This window comes from Thermodesulfitimonas autotrophica, from assembly GCF_003815015.1.
GTDB lineage: Bacteria > Bacillota > Desulfotomaculia > Desulfotomaculales > Ammonificaceae > Thermodesulfitimonas > Thermodesulfitimonas autotrophica.
The window spans coordinates 572,939-589,547 of record NZ_RKRE01000003.1 but is presented as its reverse complement, the minus strand read 5'-3'; the positions used below and the strand labels follow the sequence as shown (position 1 = coordinate 589,547).

Genomic DNA, 16,609 nt, shown 5'->3' with positions numbered 1-16,609 from the left:
TCTGCCCGTCATTCCCAGCGCGGGTAAGAACCAAGAACCTTGAAAAAAGTGCTCATTTTTATTATCGCCGCCAGGGCCGCCGCTACGGGCGCGTCTTCCTTATGGCCCTCACAGTCGATAAAAAAGATGTAGTGGCCGATGCTGCGCCGCGCCGGGCGGGACTCGATTTTTGTCAGGTTGATCCCGCGCCGGGCGAATTCGCCAAGCGCCGCGTAAAGCACTCCCGGCCGGTCGTGCCGCAGCGAAAAGGCGATCGAGGTCTTGTCCTTCCCCGTCCGCGAAGCGGGTTCGCGCCCAATTACCACGAAACGGGTCTCGTTTTCGGCGCTATCCTGAATCGCCCGGGCCACCACGACCAGCCCGTAGCGCTCTGCCGCCTCCTCGGTGCCAATGGCGGCCCAGGATTCGTCGGCGGAAGCCACCAGCCGGGCCGCTTCCGCCGTAGAGGTGGTCGCCTCCCGGACCACCCCCGGTAGCTCCCGCTCCAGGAACGCCCGGCACTGCGCCAGCGCGTGTGGGTGGGAAAGCACCCGCGTGAAGCGCCCGGGGCGCCGGGCGAGAAGATGGTGAACCACCGGCAGAATCACCTCGCCAACGATGACCACCGCCGGGTCCCGGACGAGAAGGTCGAGCGTCACGTTCACGCTGCCTTCCAGGGAATTCTCCACGGGGACGACCCCCGCCGCCACCTCCCCCGTCGCAACCGCACCGAAAAGTTCCGGTATCTCGGCATAAGGGACCCCCTCGTAATCCTGGCCCGAATAAAAACGGGCCATCGCCTGCGCCGTAAAGGTTCCCGATGGCCCTAAAAAGCCGATCCGCAAAACGGCCACTAAAGCGTCCTCCCTAACGCTGCCGCTATCCGCCGCAGGTCATCCATCATTGCGCCAAAGTTTTCGGGCGTGAGCGACTGCGCCCCATCGCAGAGCGCCGCCGCCGGGTTGGGGTGAACCTCCACTAACAGGCCGTCGGCCCCCGCCGCGATCGCCGCCCGGCACATTGGCGCCACGAACTTCCAGCGCCCGAGGCCGTGGCTCGGGTCGACCACCACCGGCAGGTGCGACAGGTGCTTCACCACCGGAACCGCCGAAAGGTCGAGGGTATTGCGGGTGTAGGTTTCAAAGCTACGGATGCCGCGCTCGCACAGGATCACGTTGAAGTTACCGTTGGCGAGGATGTATTCGGCCGCCATCAGCCACTCCTCAATGGTTGCTGACAAGCCGCGCTTGAGGAGCACCGGCCGGTTAACCTTGCCAACCTCCTTCAAGAGGTCGAAATTCTGCATGTTCCGGGTGCCGATCTGAATGATATCCGCGTACGCCGCAACCAGAGGAAGGGTGCGGATATCCATTACCTCCGTCACGATTTTGAGCCCGAACTTCTCGCGCGCCTCGGCCAAAATCTTGAGTCCTTCTTCGCCTAACCCTTGGAAAGAGTAAGGGGAGGTGCGCGGTTTAAACGCGCCGCCGCGCAGGATCGTTGCGCCTGCGGCTTTAACCTTTTCGGCCGCCGTCAGCAACTGCTCCCGGCTCTCTACGGCGCACGGTCCGGCCATGACGTGAATCCTCTCGCCGCCGATCACGATACCGTCTCCCAGGTCGATAACCGTCCTGTCGGCGCGGAAGGAACGGCTGGCCATCTTGTAAGGCTGAAGGATGGGGATCACCTCTTCCACCCCCGGCAACACCTCCAGGGCAACCTCCTTTAGCCTTCGCTCGTCCCCGATAACCCCGATAATCGTCTTTTCCACGCCCCGCGAAAGGTGGGCCTTGAAGCCTTCGTCCTCGATCCGCCTGATTACGCCTTCGATCTCCTGTTCCGTAGCGTTATTCGCCATCACGATGATCATTCAGCACTCCACCTCCGTCTCACTCCGCCAGAACCTTCTCTATCGCCGCCACAAAGCGGGCGTTCTGCGCCGCCGTGCCGATCGTCACCCGCAGGTGCGTCGGATATCCGAAACCGCCCCGGATAATGACGCCCTCCGCCAGCATCCGCCGGAAGATTACCCGCTCATCCCGACCGGCGTCGAAGAAGATGAAGTTCGCCTCCGTCGGCACGTAAGGAATCCCGCGCGCCCCGAAAGCTTGGTAGAGAAAGCGCTTGCCTTCTTCGTTCGTCTTTTTCGTAAGCGTCACGAACTCCTCGTCCTCTAACGCAGCCAGCGCGGCCTCCTGGGCCAGGGCGTTGACGTTGAAGGGCTCCCGCACCCGGTTGAGATAGCCGACAAGCCGTGGCGAGCCGACACCGTAGCCGACCCGCAGCCCCGCCAGACCATACATCTTTGAAAAGGTCCGCAGCACCATCACGTTGTAACCCCTGCGGTAGTAATCGAGGCCGTCGGGGTAGTCCGGGTGGGTGACGTACTCGAAATAGGCCTCGTCAAAAACAACCAGAACCGCCGGGTCGAGGCGCTCGAGCAGCCAATCGACCTCCTGCCGCGTGGCGATCGTTCCCGTCGGGTTGTTCGGGTTGCAGAGATAAATCATCTTGGTTTTCGGCCCTACCCGGGCGGCCATCGCTTCGATATCGATCCGGAAATCTTTAAGCGGCACCTCCACGGGCACCGCCCCCATCAGCCGGGCAAGGGGCTCGTAACGCGGGAAGGTTGGGACCGGCATTACCACCTCGTCGCCCGGTTCCAAAAGCGCCAGCGAGAGCATCTGGACGAGCTCGTTGGAGCCGTTGCCGACGATCACGGCATCGAATTCAACCCCTAGCCGCGCCGCCAGCGCAGCGCGAAGCCGGTAGGCACTTCCGTCGGGGTAAAAATTCATCTGGCTAACCGCCGCGGCAACGGCCGCCATCGCCCGCGGCGAAGGACCGAGAGGGTTCTCATTGGAGGCTAATTTAACGATGTCTTCGAGGCCGAGCTCCCGCTTGACCTCTTCGATAGGCTTACCCGGCTGGTAAACTGCCAGGCTGTCAAGACAACTGCGCACCTTGATTTCCATACAACCTCATTCCCCGGTTTTTGAACAATCTTACCACAGTCCTATTGGCAGGACAATCCTTTATCCCCCTTGAGGGCTTAAAGCCCGCTTCAGGGCCGCGGTAAACCTTCCCACCTCCTCGAAAGCCCCGGCGCCGATAAGGCGGACGATGGCGCTGCCGACCACCACCGCGTCGCAGAAGGGCGCAACCCGCGCCGCCGCTTCGGGGCCGGAAACCCCAAAACCAATCGCCACTGGCAGGTTAGTGTGCTGGCGGATGCTATCACCCAGACTCCTCAGATCCGTCTCGATCGTTTCCCGCATCCCCGTTACGCCGGTGACCGAAACACAGTAGATAAAACCCCGCGCCCGCGCGCAGATCGCCGCAATCCGGGAAGGGGTGCTGGTAGGTGCCACTAGAGGAATGAGATCGATCCCGTAGCGGTCCGCAGCGCGCAGCAGCGGCCCGCTCTCCTCGTAGGGGAGGTCGGGCACGATCATCCCGTCCACACCGCTTTCTGCCGCCCGCCGGCAGAAGGCTTCGAGCCCCTGCTGGAAGACCGGGTTGTAATAGGTCATCAGCACTAACGGCGCCGCAACCGCCGCCCGCACTTCTGCCACCATCGCCAGGATCCTATCCACCGTCACGCCCGCAGCGAGCGCCCGGTTTGACGCCGCCTGGATCACCGGTCCGTCGGCCAGAGGGTCGGAAAAGGGAATCCCAATCTCGATGATATCGGCACCCGCCTGGTCCATCACCGCAATGAGCGCCGCAGTCCGCTCCAGGTCCGGATCGCCAGCGGTAAGATAGGTGACGAGGCCTTTCTCGCCCCGTTTTCGCAAACCCGCAAAAGTCTCTGCTATCCGGCTCATAACTTCAACCCCTTCACCCGGGCCACCGTTTCCACATCCTTGTCCCCCCGGCCCGAAAGGTTTACTACCACTACCGCGTCGTGCGGCAACGTGGGCGCCAGCCGCACCACTTCGGCTACCGCATGCGCGCTCTCGAGGGCGGGGAGGATTCCCTCGGTCTTGCTCAGCAGTTCGAAAGCCGCGAGCGCCTCCGCGTCGGTAGCGGTGGTATAAGTCACCCGGCCCGTCTCCTTGAGGTAGGCGTGCTCCGGTCCCACCCCCGGGTAATCCAGCCCGGCGGAAATCGAGTGGGCAAGGTTTATCTGGCCGTCCGCATCCTGAAGGACGTAGCTCAAAGAGCCGTGCAGCACCCCGGGGCGGCCGCAGTTAAGCGTCGCCGCGTGGCGCCCCGTTGATAGGCCCTCGCCGGCCGCTTCCACCCCGATCAGCCGCACCGCCGGTTCGTTAAGAAACGGGTAAAAGATCCCCATGGCGTTCGAACCGCCCCCAACGCAGGCCACAACCACGTCAGGCAGCCGTCCGGTTTCCTGGCGGACCTGCTCCCGCGTCTCCCGCCCGATCACCGCCTGAAAATCCCGCACGATCATCGGGTAAGGGTGGGGGCCGGCGACCGAGCCGATCAGGTAGTAGGTGTCCCGGACGTTGGTCACCCAGTCGCGGATCGCTTCGTTCATTGCGTCCTTCAACGTCCGGCTCCCGGCACCCACCGGGATCACCTGCGCGCCTAAAAGCTGCATCCGGATCACATTGAGCCGCTGCCGGACGATGTCTTCCTCCCCCATGTAAATGGCGCACTCAAAACCTAAGAGCGCCGCGGCCGTAGCCGTAGCCACCCCGTGCTGGCCGGCACCGGTTTCGGCAATCACCCGCCGTTTTCCCATCCGCTTCGCCAAAAGCGCCTGCCCGATCGTGTTGTTTATCTTGTGGGCGCCGGTATGGTTTAAGTCCTCCCGCTTGAGGTATATCCGGGCGCCGCCCAGGTAGGCGGTAAGCCGGGCCGCGAAATAAAGCGGTGTCGGCCGCCCCACGTAATCGCCGAGGTACCGTTCAAGCTCACTCTGAAACCCGGGGTCGTCTTTGACGGCCGCGTAAGCCGCCGTCAGCTCCTCGAGCGCCGGCATTAGCGTCTCGGGCACAAACCGGCCCCCGAAACAGCCGTAATACCCCCGCGCATCTGGTAGCATCAGAAAACCTCCTTCGCCCGCTGAATGAATAACCGGATCCTGGCCGGGTCCTTCCGGCCCCCGGTTTCAACCCCGCTCGAGACATCGACCGCATAGGGCCGCACCCGCCGCACCGCTTCCGCCACGTTCTCCGGGGTGAGGCCCCCGGCGAGGACCAGCGGCACCGGGAAAACCTTTCCCGCCAGCAGTCCCCAGTCGAAGGCTTTGCCGGTGCCCCCCGCCACCCCGGGAACAAAGGTGTCCAGCAAAAGCGCGTCCACCCGGTAACCAGCCAGCCCCGCGAGATCTTCAGGGCCCTTCACCCGGAAACCCTTAATCACCCGGAACCCTATTTCCCGCAGGGCCTGACAGTACCCGGGGGGTTCCGCCCCGTGAAGCTGGACCGCGCCGAGCCCGCAGTAGGCGGCGATCTCCTTTACCGCCTCAAGGGGTGCATCAACGAAAACCCCCACCGGCACCACGAAAGGCGGCAGGACCGCCACAATCTGCCGGACCGTTTCCGGCGTTACCTGCCGCCGGCTGGCCGCGAAAACAAAGCCTAGCGCATCGGCCCCGGCCGCGACCGCCACCCGCGCGGTTTCTACGTCCTGGATACCGCAGATCTTTACCCGCACCATCATCGCTTACCCCGGTCAACGTTCGACGTTACCTATCATCTCACTGCCGCCTTCTGCACCGGCAGCGACAAGTTCCCGTAGTTTCGCCCCGATGTCGGGCGCAGCCATCAGCGCCTCCCCGATGAGCGCCGCGTCTACCCCGTGCCTTTTTAACGCCTGCATCGCTAACGGCGAGCCGATACCGCTCTCGCTCACCACCACCACCTCTGGCGGGAGATAATGCTTCAGCCGGAAGGTGGTCTTAATGTCGGTGGTGAAGCTTTTCAAATCGCGGTTGTTGATCCCGACGACGGTCGCCCCGGCGGCCAGCGCCCGCGCGATCTCCTCCTCCGTATGCGTCTCCACGAGCGCCTCCATCCCTAATCCCCGCGCCAGCCCCAAAAACTCCGTTAGCTCCCGCTGCCGGAGGAGGCGCACAATCAAAAGGATGGCGTCAGCACCCATCTGCCGGGCCTCGTAGATCTGGTACGGGTCAAGAATAAAATCCTTGCAGAGAAGAGGTAACTCCGTTACCCGCCGCACCAGACGCAAAAATTCCGGGTGCCCCTGAAAAAAGCGCTCGTCCGTCAAAACCGAGATCGCCGCTGCCCCCGCACCCGTGTATATCCTGGCCACCGCCACCGGGTTGGCGTCCGGACGGATGAGCCCTTTCGATGGTGACGCCCGCTTGATTTCAGCGATCACCGCCACCCGCCCCGGTCGCCGCAGCGCGGCCCGAAAGTCGCGCGGGGGCGGGGCAAACGCGAGGGCCGCCTTAAGGACCTCCGGGGGACAGACCGCCTTCCGCCGGGCAATCTCGGCGCGCTTGTGCTCAATGATGCTCCCTAACACCTATCCCACGCTCCGGGTCCAGGCCACGTACTCTTCCATCTTGGCGAGCGCCGCGCCGGAAGCAAGCGCCGCGCGCGCCAGCCCCAGCCCCTCGCGCACGTCCTGCGCCCTTTCCGCCGCTACCAGCGCGAGGGCAGCGTTTAGCGCCACCGCGTCGCTGCGCGGCCCCGCCTCACCCTGGAGAATCCCGCGGGTAATGGCGGCGTTTTCTGCCGCCGTCCCGCCCTTCAGCGCTGCCCGCTGGCAGCGCACCACACCGTACTCGATCGGGTCGAGGACCCCGCGGCGCACCGCCCCGTCTGCCACTTCGGCGTAAAGCACCTCGCCCACCGGCGACACCTCGTCAAGCCCTCCCGCGCCGTGGACCACAAAGGCCCGCTTCACCCCGAGCAGAGAGAGAACCGCCGCCACCAGGTCGACAAGTTCGGGCGCGTAAACGCCCACCACCTGGGCCTGGGCCCCGGCGGGATTGCAGAGCGGCCCGAGGATGTTGAAAACGGTCCGCAGACCCAGTTCCCGGCGGGGACCTGCCGCGTGCTTCATCGCCGGGTGGCAGAGAGGCGCGAAGAAAAAGCCAAAACCGACCGTATCCAGGCACTGCCCAGCTACAGCCGGCGGCAGGTCGATTTTCGCCCCGAGCGCCTCAAGGAGATCGGCGCTCCCCGCCCGGCTCGAGACCGAACGGTTCCCGTGCTTCGCCACCGGACAGCCGCACGCAGCAACCACGAAGGCCGCGGTGGTCGAGATGTTGAACGTATGGGCGCCGTCGCCGCCCGTGCCGCAAGTATCGACTAAGAGCGGGTGGCGCGACCGGTAACCCACCGCCTTCTCCCGCATCGCCCGGGCGAAGCCGGCCACCTCCGGCGCCGTCTCCCCCTTCATCCGCAGCGCCACCAAAAAGGCGCCAATCTGCGCCGGCGTAGCCGCGCCCTCCATAATCTCCCCCATCACCGCCCGCGCCTCTTCGGCCGGCAGGTCCTCCCCAGCCACCACCTTGGCCAGTGCCTCCTTGAGCATCCTTTTCAACCCCTTTCCCCTCTGAAATGCTTCTTTCACTTTTCACTAGTGCGGCTTACCGCGTGTGGCTCTCCCGTTACTTTGCGAGGCGCAAAAAATTCTGCAGCAGTTCTTTCCCGTGTTCCGTAAGGATCGACTCCGGGTGAAACTGCACCCCTTCCACCGGCAGTTCCCGGTGCCGGAGACCCATGATCTCTCCTTCCGCCGTCCAGGCGCTCACCGCGAGCACCGGCGGCAGGTCCTCAGGGGCAACGATGAGGGAGTGGTACCGGGTCGCCGTGAAGGGAGAAGGTATTCCCCGGAAAATGGTCCGCCCGTCGTGGTGAATTGGCGACGTCTTCCCGTGCATCAGCCGCGCTGCCCGCACCACGCGGCCCCCGAAGGCCTGGGCAATCGCCTGGTGCCCGAGGCAAACGCCGAGAATCGGGATTTCCCCGGCAAAGCGCGCGATCAGGTCCAGACAAATACCCGCCTCGTTCGGTGTGCAGGGTCCCGGTGAGAGGACGATGTGGGAAGGATTGAGCCGCGCAATCGCCTCGAGGGTAATCGCGTCGTTCCGGTAAACCTGCACTTCCGCCCCGATTTCCGATAGGTACTGCACAAGATTGTAGGTAAAGGAATCGTAATTGTCGATCATTAAAACCAAGGCCAGCACCCCTCAAATCCGGGTAAGATTAGTTGGTTGGTTAACTACCTTTCAGCACCGGCGAAAACCCTTTTCTCCCCGTGGGCCACCGCAGACCGCTCCGGAGCTCCGAGCGTGGTAAGGAGCGCCTGCGCTTTGTTGATCGTTTCGACATACTCCCGCTCCGGCTCGGAATCGGCAACAATTCCCGCCCCGGCCTGCACGTAAGCCTTTCCTTGGTGAATAACCAGCGTGCGGATAGCGATACAGGTATCTAAATTTCCGGTAAAGCTCAGGTAACCCACCGCCCCGGCGTATATCCCGCGCCGGACCGGCTCCAGTTCCTCGATGATTTCCATCGCCCGCACCTTCGGCGCCCCCGAAACCGTCCCCGCGGGGAAGGAGGCAGCCAGCGCATCCAGCGCCGTGTATTCCGGCGCCAGGCGCCCCTCAACCCCGGAAACGATATGGATCACGTGGGAGTATTTCTCGATGGTCATAAATTCGGGAACGCGGACCGTGCCCGGCAGGCAGACCCGGCCCAGATCATTCCGGCCCAGATCCACTAACATGATGTGCTCCGCCCGCTCCTTCGGGTCACTCAGCAGCTCGCGGGCCAGAGCCTCGTCGGCCGCGGCATCTTGCCCCCGCGGGCGCGTGCCGGCAATCGGGCGCGTTTGGATAACCCCTTCCTCCACCCGGATCAGCATCTCCGGCGAGGAGCCGACCACCACCGGATCGCCGAGGTCAAGGTAGAAAAGATAGGGGGAGGGGTTGATCATCCGCAGCCGCCGGTAAACCTCAAAGGGATCACCGGCAAACTCCTGCGCGAAGCGCTGGGATAAAACCACCTGGAGGATGTCGCCCGCCCGGATGTACTCCTTGGCGCGGCGCACCGCCGCTAGGAATTCCTCCTTTCCCATGTTGGCGACCACGCGGGCCGGCGCTTCCGGCAAGCCAACCGCCCCCTCCAGCGCTACCGGCCGGGAAAGGTCGGCCAGCACCGCCCCGATCTTCTCCTGGGCCTCCCGGTAAGCCCTCTCGGGATCACCGCCGGGACGGGTATTTACCACCACTACCAACCTGTGTTTGACATGGTCGAAGGCAAGCACCACCCGGGTAAAGATGAGGTGGCAGTCGTCAAGCCCCAGGTCGTCGACGGTCCGCACCGGCAGGCGCTCGAAGTGGCGGACGAGATCGTAGCCGAAGTAGCCTACCCCGCCGCCGTAAAAGCGCGGCAGGTAAGGTAGGCGCGGGCCGCGAAGCTTAGCAAGCAGCTCGCCGAGTACGCCTATCGGGGAACCGGTGAAGCGCCGTTCCTCCCCTTCGCCCGTTACCGTACCGCTTTCCCCCCGGGCACGGAAGACAAGAAAGGGCTCGTAGCCGATAAAACTGTAACGCCCTAAAAACTCGCCGCCGGCAACGCTCTCGAGAAGGTAGGCGGGAGACGAAGCGATCTTTTTGAAGACCGCGATCGGGGTCTCCAAATCCGCAGCCACTTCCCGGAAAACCGGTACCACGTCGTACTCCCTGCTCAGGCGCAGGTATTCCTCCCGGGACGGATAAATCACGCTGCCCACTCCCCTCGCCGCAAAAAATAAGCCAGCACCCAGAATGAGTGCTGGCAGAACTCGCAAAGCCGCCTTCCCAGCCTCATCTGCGCTCTTCTCAAACTCATCTCCGCTCGGCTAATCCCTATTCACTTACGAGTAAGTTTACCCGCCACGGTCCGTCCCTGTCAACCCCCAACTTGAAAATTTTCCAGCGGCTTTTAGAGACGCTCCCCCCGCCGGAGGGCCTCCTCGGCGTGCCTGATCATCACGCGGACCATCCGGCCGCCGATCTTGCCGCCCACCCGGCCGCAGTCCTTCGCGGCGATATTCCCCCAGTAGCCATCCTCGATCTGGGATGTCAAGCCGAGTTCCGCAGCCACCTCGTATTTAAAGCGGTCCAGAACCGCTTCCGGCAAAAGCTTCTTCTGCGGGAAAAACTGCGCCATCTCCCTCACCTCCGCATCGCGCCACCTTTTAAAACCCGCTTTGTTGCCGCCACCTTACTTTATGTCCGGTCACCTTCGAAAATGATCAACTATTGCCAATACCAGCGGCTGCTTCCGCCTGTTCCGCTCCCGCTCACACGTTCACCGCGCGGACCAAACTTAGCGCTCCTTCTCGCGCTCCGGCGGGCACCGGGCAAACACGGCGTCCGTGCCGTGGTTGCCCTCTGCGGCCGTCCGTGGCCGCAGACCCGCCTTCGCCGCTCGGCGTTGCCCGAGTTTGGTTGCCGCGCGCCTCAAGTGTTCGCTTGGAGCTGAAACAGGCGACGCCATCTATTTTTGTCTTTCGTGGTGCCGCTATCTTAGCGGCATGAAGAACTCCTTTCGGCTTCCCTTATACCTCCCGGCTTTTCCCGGCCCCTTAAGGCCGCTCCCTCCTATCCCCCACCTGCCTCATTTATATCAACTTATCGCGGCCGCATTTTTATTTTCGGCCCTTTTCATCTTTTTATCGCGGTGAAAATTTTCCCAAAAATGGCAAATAAACGCGCGCAATCATCCCGCCGCAAAGCCCCGGTGAGGATTAAACCGGCGACGTAAACGGTTCCGACCAACAGGAGCTCCGCCGCAAGACTCAAAAGCGGCCCGGCTCCTCGACTAGCAAAGAAAGTGCTGCCCCACTTAAGGACTACAGCCGCCGGAAGCGTCGCCACCAGAGGCTTCAGAATCACTTCCCCGACGGCAGGTGTGCAGCCGGTCAACTGCCAAAGGTCAACGAGATTGAGGATGCTCATCACGGCGAAGCCGACGACGACCGCCGCCGCAGCACCCCGAATGCCGTACTCCGGAAGACCGGTCAGGAAATAGATACCGGTGAGCTTGAAAATCGAGGCCACCACGAGGTTCCGGAAGGGCACGAGCGGCCGGCCCAATCCCTGGAGAATCCCGGTGGTCGTCTGCTGTAAGTAGAGAAAGGGCGCCCCGAAGGCAAGCACCTGCAGAATAGCCCCTGCTTCACGATAGCCGAAAATAAAATGGCAGAGCTCGCCCGGGAGCAAAAAAAGCACCGCCGCGCTTGGCAACCCGGTAAGCACCGTCAGGCGCAGCGCGTTATTCACGCGCGAACTAAGGAGATCGCCGCGCCGCGCGGCCAGCGCCTCGGCGATGGCCGGCACCAGCGCGGTGGCCAGGGAAACGGTGATGATTCCAGGAGTGTAAAGCAGGGTTTCGGCGATGCCGGCAAACTGGCCGTAGATGCTCGTCGCCTCCCGGGTCGTGAGCCCCGTCGCGAGCAGCCGGTGCGGGATGAGCACCGCCTCCAGAGCCAGGAAGCCTGTGGAGACAAGGCGCATCAACGTTACGGGAAGGGCCAGAGCGAAAAGCTCGCGGCCGAGGGCAAGATCGAAGAAGGGGCCCCTTCGCCCCGCAGCTACCAGGCCGCGGCTCCAGAAGAAGTAGCCGAGCATCAGCAGGAAGCCGGCACCCTCACCGCAAACCACCCCGAGCGATGCGCCGCAGGCGGCTGCCACCACGCCATAAGGCAACAAAATGGAGGCCAGCGTCAGCCCTGCAACCACCCGCACTAACTGCTCTAACATCTGGCTGGTGGCGGTAGGCGTCATGTACTGAAGCCCTTGAAAAAAGCCCCGGAAAACCGAGCAGACGGAAACGATAAAGACGCCCGGCAGTAAAGACACAAAAGGGAGGTAAGTTGCCGGATTAGAAACAATCTTCCCGGTCAGCACCTTCGCCGTCGCTATTCCCGTCACGGTGACCAGAAGACTCGCCATCACCGTACAAGCGAGGGAAAGGCGCAGCAACCGCCCCACCGCACCAAAATCATGCCTGGTTACCGCATCGGCGACCAACTTGGCGATAGCCACCGGGATGCCGAGCGAAGCGATCACCAAGGCGAGGACGTAGAGCGGGTAAATCATCGTAAAGAGGCCGATGCCCTCCGTCCGGATAAGCCTGATGAGAAAGACCTGGTAAACAAAGCCCAGAACCCGGTTTACCAGACTGGCACCGGTTAAGACCAGGGTACCCGTTAGGAGCGACTGGCGCACCGGTTTTCCCCCTCCATCGCCTTCTCGCTATCTCTTTTGTCTGTTAACTATGTATATGGCCAGTCCCAAAGGCGCAGACGGGAAACAGGGAGCGGGCGAATTCAGCAAGAAAAATCAAGGTAAAAAACAGGAATTCGCCGCCGGCCGTAGAAATAGCATAGCTTGAACCGGGAGCAAAACGCCGGTAAAATTCCGGATGTTTTAGCGCAAACGCGCTTGAAAACGGGAAAAATATTACGGGAGGGAACAGAAAGGTTGAAAAATTACGCGGCACAAGACATCAGGAATATCGCGGTAGTTGGGCACGGCGGGACCGGTAAGACCTCACTCGTCGAAGCGCTGCTTTTTAATACCGGCGCCATCACGCGCCTCGGGAGGGTGGAAGACGGCACAACCACGGCCGACTACCACCCCGAAGAGATCAAGCGCGGCATCACCGTCCACACCAGCATCGTTCCTTGTGAGTACGAAGGCAAGAAACTTAATTTCCTGGACACCCCGGGTTACTCCGACTTTATCGGGGAGGTAAAAGCGGCCCTCCGGGTGGTGGAAGGAGCGCTTTTCGTCGTTTGCGGCGTGGCCGGCGTGGAAGTCCAGACCGAGATCATCTGGGACCAGGCCGGCGAGCTGCCGCGGGTCGTTTTTATCAACAAGCTCGATAGAGAAAACGCCAATTTCAACCAGGTCCTCGCGGGGTTGAAGGAAAAGTTCGGCGCCAACTTTGTGCCGTTCACCATACCGGTCGGCGTGGCCGAAAACTTCCGGGGCGTGGTCGATATTCTCAACCAGAAGGCATATTTAGACGACGGTAAAGGGGAGAAAGAGGCGCCCGTCCCCGCCGACCTTGCCGGCGAGGTGGAAACGTACCGGGACCAGATGATCGAAGCGGCGGCGGAAGCGGACGACGAGTACCTTATGAAGTACCTCGAAGGGGCAGAGCTTACCCCCGAAGAGATTCAGACGGGCTTGGCCCGAGGCCTCCGGGCAGCCAAGTTCGTGCCCGTCCTCTGCGGCTCGGCCACGAAAAACTGCGGGGTCAAGACCCTTCTTGCTTTCCTGGCGCGCTTCTTCCCCGCGCCGGAGGTCAAAGAAGGGCCGCTTGCCGCCCTGGTCTTCAAGACGCTCGCCGACCCTTACGTGGGCAGAATGAATTTCGTCCGCGTCTTTAGCGGTGTCCTCAAGAGCGACACCACGGTTTACAACAGCACGAAGGAGAAACCCGAAAAAATCGGGCAGGCCTTCTACCTCCGCGGCAAAAACCAGCAGCCCACCGAAAGCATCCCGGCCGGCGATATCGGCGTACTAGTGAAACTTGCCGAAACAACCACTGGCGACACCCTCTGTGAAAAGGATAAACCAGTAAAGCTCGACCCCATCGACTTCCCGGAGCCCACCCTTTCCATTGCCGTCGAGCCGAAAACGCAGGGTGATGAAGATAAGTTGGCTACGGCGCTCGCCCGTCTGGTCGAAGAGGAACCGACCGTTCGGGTAACCAAAAACACCGAAACAAAGCAAACCATCATCACCGGCATGGGCGAAACGCAACTCGACATGATCCTCGAACGCTTCAAGCGCAAGTTCGGGGTGGAAGTTACCCAGAAGCCGCTGCGCATCCCGTACCGGGAGACGATCAGGGGCGAAACCAAAGTCGAAGGGAAATATAAGAAGCAGACGGGGGGCCGCGGGCAGTACGGCCACGTCTGGCTCGAGCTCAAACCGCTGCCGGACGCTGAATTTCAGTTCACCGAGAGCGTTTTCGGCGGCGCGGTCCCGAGCCAGTACTTCCCGGCGGTAGAAAAGGGCGTTCGCGAAGCGATGACCGAAGGCATTTTGGCAGGTTACCCAGTGACCAACGTGGCGGTCAACCTCTACGACGGCTCCTTCCACCCGGTAGACTCATCGGAACTCGCCTTTAAGATCGCCGCCTCGATGGCCTTCAAAAAGGGAATGCAGCAGGCCAAGCCGGTCCTGCTTGAGCCGATCATGGAAGTTGAGGTCTTGGTACCGGAAAACTTTGTCGGCGACATCATCAGCGACCTCAATACCAAGCGGGGCCGCATCCTCGGTATGGAGCCGAGCGGACGACGCACGCTGATCAAGGCCTACGTCCCGCTCGCGGAGATGACCCGCTACGCCATCGATCTCAAGTCGATGACCCAGGGCCGGGGCACCTTCAAGATGAAGTTCTCCTCTTACGAAGAAGTGCCAGCCCAGCTCGCGGAAAAGATTATCAAGAAGGCGCAAGAAGAAAAAGCGGCCGAGAAATAGAAAAAAAGTACAAGGGGAAGGGGCTGCCGCTTCCCGGCAGCCCCCGCCGTTACTTTCAGCCCTGGGACATCTTCTCCTCGGCGTAGCGGATCATCCGCCGCACCATATTGCCGCCGACCAGACCGCACTCCCGGCTGGTCATGTCCCCCCAGCCAACGCGCTCAATCTTGTCGGCAAGTCCCAGTTCCCCGGCCACCTCGTACTTGAACCTATCGAGAGCAGGCTCGGCCTCCGGAACAACGGTCCGCCGCTTCCGGCGCGCCATTTAATCCCTCCCGTATAAGTTTTTCGCCGAGAATGGCCCGTTATTATTTTGTCCCGCCACGAAGAATTTTATACGTTTAAATTTAACATTTGCCTACCCGGGAATGCCGAAGGCAGGCCGCCCCGAAAAAAACAGCTCAACCCCCTTTTTCTTCCGCCTTGTGCTTCAAGATGCGGTAGTATTCGTTCACCACGGCATCGAGTATCTGGCTTGCCGCCATAACCTCCTGGTCAACCGCACCCCTTGATTCAAAAAGCTTCTCCAGTCTTTCCCGCAGTTCCTCAATCGTTTTGATAAGGTCCCCGATTTCGTCCACGAAGCAACCTCCCGGTTTTTACTCTTAAGCTTCCCCCCGAAACTATTTCCTATAGAAAAAATTTACCACCAAATGGTGGTAAACGCTAAACTGATCTTTCGGGGGTTCGCCGGATCCACCGCCAACCCCCAAAAATAAATGCCGCCATAAATTAATGTTCACCCCGCAAGCCGTCGCATCTCTTCTATCCCCAAACGCTCCACCAACGCCCCGAACGATTCGCGCTCCTTTCCGTGCGTGCCGTAAACCGCGAGTACCCGGCCGCAAAGCGCGATCACTTCCTCGCCACTCAACCCCTCGGCGAAAACTTTTGCCAGCCGGGGTGTAGTCCCGGCGCTGCCGCCCAATACCACAGTGAAGCCTGTTTTCTTACCGAAGACCCCGAAGTCTTTAACCCAGGCCTCGGCACAGTTACGCGGGCAACCGGAAACGCCGATCTTGAACTTGCCCGGAACCGCCGCTCCCAAGTAGCGTTCTTCGAGCTTCATCCCTAACCCCAGGGAATCCTGCAGGGCGTAAGTACAAGCCGCCGTCCCGGGGCAGACCTTAACGCTCCGGACGCAGTTCCCCACGGCCGGTGCGGGAGGTAGCCCGAGATCCTCCCAGACCCGGTCAACATCCGCCTCTTTGATCCCTACCAGAGCAATCCGGGCGGCGCCGGTGAGCTTGAGCACCGGGATCTGGTAGCGCTCCGCCACGGCCGCGATGCGCCGCAATACCTCCGGGGTAACCAGCCCCGCCGTTAACTGGGGAACGATCGCGTAGCTACCGTCTTTTTGCTGCACTGCTGCCTTCGGCATCACTTCAACCTCCTAATCTTTTTTCAATAGAAAAGTTAGCACGGGCAGCAGCGATAAAAAATGATCTGCATCAATTTTCGGCGGACGGCGCTAATTTTTGGGGATCAAACACCAGCCGCCGCTTCTCGCGGTGGATTATTCCCTCTTTACGCCACCGGCTCATGATCCGAGCAGTAGTCTCCGGCGTCAGCCCTGCAAGGTACGCCAGCGTCTCCACCTTCAAGGGCATTTTTAGGCGCACCCCGTCCCGCACCGGCTCCCCTTCTTTTGCCGCCAGGCGCAGCAGCACTCCTGCCAGACGCTCGCGCGCCCGCTTGAGCGCCAGGTCACGCGCTACCAGCCGCGAGTGGGCCAGTTTGGCCCCTAAGAGCGCCAGAACCCGCCAAGCCACCTCCGGCCGAGCCTGCACCAACCACCGGAAGTAAGCGCCCGGCAAGGCACAAACGACCGCCTCCTCGACCGCCGCAGCGCTAACATCGCAACGGCCGCCTTCCCGGATAGCAGCTTCGCCCACCAGGTCGCCAGGCCCCGCGAGGTCAATAATCTGCTCCTTCCCCTCTTCGTTCTGGTAGTAAAGCTTGAGCCGGCCCGCGTGGACAATGAAAAGCTCCGTGCAAGGCTCTCCTTCCACCAACACCTGCTGGCCCGGTGCGAGGCGGCGCTGCACAATATGGCGGCTGAACTCCGCCAGCACCTCCGGAGCGAGGTCGGCCGCAATCGTGAGACAACGCACCGGGCACGCCGCGCATCCAACCGGTAACTTCACGCCCCTACCACCTGCCTGACCCCAAACTGCCCCGTCCCTCATCGGTAGCAAC

The 16,609-nt window shown here is 61.8% G+C and carries 17 protein-coding genes; 1 reads left to right on the top strand and 16 read right to left on the bottom strand.

Annotated features, from left to right (window positions below; genetic code table 11):
• Window positions 1-8 precede the first annotated feature (8 nt).
• From pheA to spoVB, 12 genes are all read right to left on the bottom strand, one after another.
• On the bottom strand, window positions 9-833 hold the full coding sequence (gene pheA / locus EDD75_RS10510; protein ID WP_211328175.1) for a prephenate dehydratase: 825 nt from the start codon (window positions 831-833) through the stop codon (window positions 9-11).
• Window positions 833-1,849 (bottom strand): 3-deoxy-7-phosphoheptulonate synthase, encoded by a 1,017-nt coding sequence (aroF, locus tag EDD75_RS10505; RefSeq protein WP_123931824.1) that lies wholly within the window; start codon window positions 1,847-1,849, stop codon window positions 833-835. The genes pheA and aroF overlap by 1 nt, the downstream gene beginning before the upstream one ends.
• A 19-nt stretch (window positions 1,850-1,868) precedes the next feature.
• Entirely contained in the window at window positions 1,869-2,954 is a 1,086-nt protein-coding gene (gene hisC / locus EDD75_RS10500) for a histidinol-phosphate transaminase (RefSeq protein ID WP_123931822.1), read from the bottom strand.
• A gap of 60 nt (window positions 2,955-3,014) precedes the next feature.
• On the bottom strand, window positions 3,015-3,806 hold the full coding sequence (gene trpA / locus EDD75_RS10495) for a tryptophan synthase subunit alpha (protein WP_123931821.1): 792 nt from the start codon (window positions 3,804-3,806) through the stop codon (window positions 3,015-3,017).
• Window positions 3,803-4,990 (bottom strand): tryptophan synthase subunit beta, encoded by a 1,188-nt coding sequence (gene trpB, locus EDD75_RS10490; RefSeq protein ID WP_123931819.1) that lies wholly within the window; start codon window positions 4,988-4,990, stop codon window positions 3,803-3,805. The genes trpA and trpB overlap by 4 nt, the downstream gene beginning before the upstream one ends.
• Entirely contained in the window at window positions 4,990-5,610 is a 621-nt protein-coding gene (locus EDD75_RS10485) for a phosphoribosylanthranilate isomerase (RefSeq protein WP_245963150.1), read from the bottom strand. The genes trpB and EDD75_RS10485 overlap by 1 nt, the downstream gene beginning before the upstream one ends.
• A gap of 12 nt (window positions 5,611-5,622) precedes the next feature.
• Window positions 5,623-6,438 carry an indole-3-glycerol phosphate synthase TrpC gene (gene trpC / locus EDD75_RS10480; RefSeq protein ID WP_123931817.1) on the bottom strand — a complete coding sequence of 272 codons (816 nt, stop codon included), beginning with the start codon at window positions 6,436-6,438 and terminating at the stop codon, window positions 5,623-5,625.
• On the bottom strand, window positions 6,439-7,455 hold the full coding sequence (gene trpD / locus EDD75_RS10475; protein WP_123931815.1) for an anthranilate phosphoribosyltransferase: 1,017 nt from the start codon (window positions 7,453-7,455) through the stop codon (window positions 6,439-6,441). It abuts the gene before it with no gap.
• A gap of 76 nt (window positions 7,456-7,531) precedes the next feature.
• Window positions 7,532-8,101 carry an anthranilate synthase component II gene (locus EDD75_RS10470; protein ID WP_123931813.1) on the bottom strand — a complete coding sequence of 190 codons (570 nt, stop codon included), beginning with the start codon at window positions 8,099-8,101 and terminating at the stop codon, window positions 7,532-7,534.
• A 44-nt stretch (window positions 8,102-8,145) separates the two neighbouring features.
• Window positions 8,146-9,651, bottom strand: a complete 1,506-nt coding sequence (trpE, locus tag EDD75_RS10465) for an anthranilate synthase component I (RefSeq protein WP_123931811.1) — start codon at window positions 9,649-9,651, stop codon at window positions 8,146-8,148.
• A 200-nt stretch (window positions 9,652-9,851) separates the two neighbouring features.
• Window positions 9,852-10,079, bottom strand: coding sequence for an alpha/beta-type small acid-soluble spore protein (locus EDD75_RS10460; RefSeq protein ID WP_123931809.1), 228 nt, complete (start codon window positions 10,077-10,079; stop codon window positions 9,852-9,854).
• Between the two features lie 497 nt (window positions 10,080-10,576).
• Window positions 10,577-12,142, bottom strand: coding sequence for a stage V sporulation protein B (gene spoVB, locus EDD75_RS10455; protein WP_123931807.1), 1,566 nt, complete (start codon window positions 12,140-12,142; stop codon window positions 10,577-10,579).
• A gap of 255 nt (window positions 12,143-12,397) precedes the next feature.
• On the opposite strand from spoVB, the gene fusA reads away from it, so the two are divergent.
• Window positions 12,398-14,410, top strand: a complete 2,013-nt coding sequence (fusA, locus tag EDD75_RS10450; RefSeq protein ID WP_123931805.1) for an elongation factor G — start codon at window positions 12,398-12,400, stop codon at window positions 14,408-14,410.
• A 55-nt stretch (window positions 14,411-14,465) separates the two neighbouring features.
• Here fusA and EDD75_RS10445 read toward each other — a convergent pair whose 3' ends face one another.
• The 4 genes from EDD75_RS10445 to EDD75_RS10430 form a co-directional block, all read right to left on the bottom strand.
• A complete protein-coding gene (locus EDD75_RS10445) occupies window positions 14,466-14,675 on the bottom strand; it encodes an alpha/beta-type small acid-soluble spore protein (RefSeq protein ID WP_123931803.1) in 210 nt (69 codons plus the stop codon).
• 136 nt (window positions 14,676-14,811) lie between these two features.
• Window positions 14,812-14,991, bottom strand: coding sequence for an aspartyl-phosphate phosphatase Spo0E family protein (locus EDD75_RS10440; RefSeq protein WP_211328174.1), 180 nt, complete (start codon window positions 14,989-14,991; stop codon window positions 14,812-14,814).
• 158 nt (window positions 14,992-15,149) lie between these two features.
• Window positions 15,150-15,791 carry a nitrite/sulfite reductase domain-containing protein gene (locus EDD75_RS10435; RefSeq protein ID WP_123931801.1) on the bottom strand — a complete coding sequence of 214 codons (642 nt, stop codon included), beginning with the start codon at window positions 15,789-15,791 and terminating at the stop codon, window positions 15,150-15,152.
• A gap of 70 nt (window positions 15,792-15,861) precedes the next feature.
• Window positions 15,862-16,557 carry a Crp/Fnr family transcriptional regulator gene (locus EDD75_RS10430; protein WP_170157804.1) on the bottom strand — a complete coding sequence of 232 codons (696 nt, stop codon included), beginning with the start codon at window positions 16,555-16,557 and terminating at the stop codon, window positions 15,862-15,864.
• Between the last annotated feature and the right edge of the window lie 52 nt (window positions 16,558-16,609).

Coding starts and splice junctions, on each gene's coding strand:
- EDD75_RS10460 (WP_123931809.1), bottom strand. CDS start 10,079: ATGGCGCAGTTTTTCCCGCAGAAGAAGCTTTTGCCGGAAGCGGTTCTG.
- EDD75_RS10435 (WP_123931801.1), bottom strand. CDS start 15,791: ATGCCGAAGGCAGCAGTGCAGCAAAAAGACGGTAGCTACGCGATCGTT.
- trpB (WP_123931819.1), bottom strand. CDS start 4,990: ATGCTACCAGATGCGCGGGGGTATTACGGCTGTTTCGGGGGCCGGTTT.
- EDD75_RS10485 (WP_245963150.1), bottom strand. CDS start 5,610: ATGATGGTGCGGGTAAAGATCTGCGGTATCCAGGACGTAGAAACCGCG.
- trpA (WP_123931821.1), bottom strand. CDS start 3,806: ATGAGCCGGATAGCAGAGACTTTTGCGGGTTTGCGAAAACGGGGCGAG.
- aroF (WP_123931824.1), bottom strand. CDS start 1,849: ATGATCATCGTGATGGCGAATAACGCTACGGAACAGGAGATCGAAGGC.
- hisC (WP_123931822.1), bottom strand. CDS start 2,954: ATGGAAATCAAGGTGCGCAGTTGTCTTGACAGCCTGGCAGTTTACCAG.
- trpD (WP_123931815.1), bottom strand. CDS start 7,455: ATGCTCAAGGAGGCACTGGCCAAGGTGGTGGCTGGGGAGGACCTGCCG.
- EDD75_RS10445 (WP_123931803.1), bottom strand. CDS start 14,675: ATGGCGCGCCGGAAGCGGCGGACCGTTGTTCCGGAGGCCGAGCCTGCT.